At 70.6% G+C, this 1957-nt stretch carries 2 protein-coding genes; both read right to left on the bottom strand.

Translation table 11 applies throughout. The features are described from left to right. Positions 1-72: 72 nt before the first annotated feature. Positions 73-1092 carry a glycerate kinase gene (locus LQV45_RS28655; RefSeq protein WP_230010379.1) on the bottom strand — a complete coding sequence of 340 codons (1020 nt, stop codon included), beginning with the start codon at positions 1090-1092 and terminating at the stop codon, positions 73-75. Positions 1093-1096: 4 nt separating this feature from the next. Next, positions 1097-1957: 3-keto-5-aminohexanoate cleavage protein (locus LQV45_RS28650; protein WP_230010376.1), on the bottom strand; the 861-nt coding region annotated here is incomplete at its 5' end.

Raw genomic sequence — 1957 nt, 5'->3', positions numbered from 1 at the left:
CTTCAGGTCCGGGGATGGGCACAAAGGGAGTATGTCCACTGGCGCGGGCCAAGGAGGACATGTCCCGCGGACTCACGGGTAAGCAGGAGCAGGAGCAGCGCCAGCAGGGGAAGCCGCCGAAGCCGCACGGGCCAGTTCCGCCCCCGCCGCCTGCATGGCTGCCGGATCTCCGGCCACGATGATGCGGGCAAAGCTGTCTGCGTAGTCGCCGAGGTCCGGATCCACCGATCCCACCACCGCATACACCGGCGTGGTGCCGGCACGGGCCAGGATGGCACCGATGATCTTCCCCTGGCCGGTCTGGGAATCCAGCCGGCCCTCGCCGACCACCACCGCGCTGCTGGCGGCCAGTTGCGCGTCGAAGCCCAGCAGATCCAGGACATAGTCCGCCCCTGACACCAGGCGGGCGCCGTAACGGGCCCACATTCCGCCGGAGAAGCCACCCGCCGCGCCGGTCCGGTCCACCAGGCGGGGATCGCGGCCGTAGTCCCGGGCGAACTCCGCGGCGAGCAGCTCGAGTCTGTGTGTCAGCAGCTCAACCGCGGCCGGCCCGGCTCCCTTCTGCGGCCCGAACACGCGTGCGGCGTCGGAAAAACGCGTCGTGACATCACTCAGGATCACCAGCTCGGCACCGCGGAGCCCGCCGCGTTCCTCGATCGCGGCGATGGCGCCGGCCCCGCCGTCGGTGGTGGCCGAGCCCCCTGCCGCCACCACGATGCGGCGTGCGCCGTGCCGGGCGGCCTCCGCGATCAGGACGCCGGTGCCGTACGTGCTCGCCGTCAGCGGGTCCCGGCCGCCGGCGGACGGCAGGTTGAGGCCGCTCGCGACGGCCAGTTCGACGACGGCGGTCCCGTCGGCGGTGAGCCCGACCGCCGCCTCGAGGGGTTCGCCCCACGGCCCGACCGTGGTGACAAGGACGGGCCGGGCGTCCAGACCGCGGGCGAGGGCCTCGGTGGTGCCCTCGCCGCCGTCGGCCACGGGCAGCTCTCGGGCCGCCGCGCCGGCCGTGCGGATGCCGGCCGCGATGTGCCCGGCCACCTCGGAAGCCGTGAAGGTGCCCTTGAAACTGTCCGGGGCCACCAGGATGCTCATCGGTTCAGAACCCTACGTTTTCCCGGCCCTTGAGCTGCAGCATCTGTCGCGCCTCGTCGGGGGTGGCGACCTCAAAATTGAGGGCTTCCAGGATGGTGCGGATCCGGGTGACCTGTTCGGCGTTGGACGCGGCGAGCTGGCCGGGACCGATCCACAGGGAATCCTCCAGGCCCACCCGGACGTGGGAGCCCATGGCGGCGCCGATTGTGGCGAGCGGCATCTGGTTTCTGCCGGCGCCCAGGATGGACCACTCATAGTCCTCGCCGAGCAGGCGGTCCGCCGTGCGTCGCATGTGCATGAGGTCCTCGGGGTGCGCGCCGATGCCGCCGAGCAGGCCGAAGACCGACTGGACGAACAGCGGGCCCCTGGCCAGCCCGCGGCCGTGGAAGTGCGCGAGGTTGTTCAGGTGCGAGATGTCGTAGCACTCAAACTCGAAGCGGGTGCCGTTCTGGTTGCCGATGCCCAGGATGGTCTCGATGTCCTGGAAGGTGTTCTTGAAGACGAGGTCGCGGCTCTTTTCGAGCCCCTCGCGCTCCCAGTCGTGGCCGAACTCGGTGAAGCGGTCCAGCATCGGGTACAGCCCGAAGTTCATCGAGCCCATGTTGAGTGAGGCAAGCTCCGGCTTGAACAGCGCCGCCGGCTGCATCCGCTCCTCGACGCTCATGTGCGGCGAGCCGCCCGTGGTGATGTTGATGACGGCGTCGGTGTTGCGCTTGAGCTTGTCCAGGATCGGGGCGAAGTGCTCGGGGTCCTGGGAGGGGCGGCCGTCCCTGGGGTCGCGGGCGTGCATGTGCACAATAGCGGCGCCTGCCTCGGCGGCGCCGATCGCGGCGTCGGCGATCTCGTCGGGGGAGACGGGCAGGTG

It is taken from the genome of Microbacterium sp. Bi128, from assembly GCF_918698205.1.
The sequence above is the reverse complement of the archived record's forward strand: the minus strand, read 5'-3'. Positions and strand labels throughout refer to the sequence as shown.

Coding starts and splice junctions, on each gene's coding strand:
- LQV45_RS28655 (WP_230010379.1), bottom strand. CDS start 1,092: ATGAGCATCCTGGTGGCCCCGGACAGTTTCAAGGGCACCTTCACGGCT.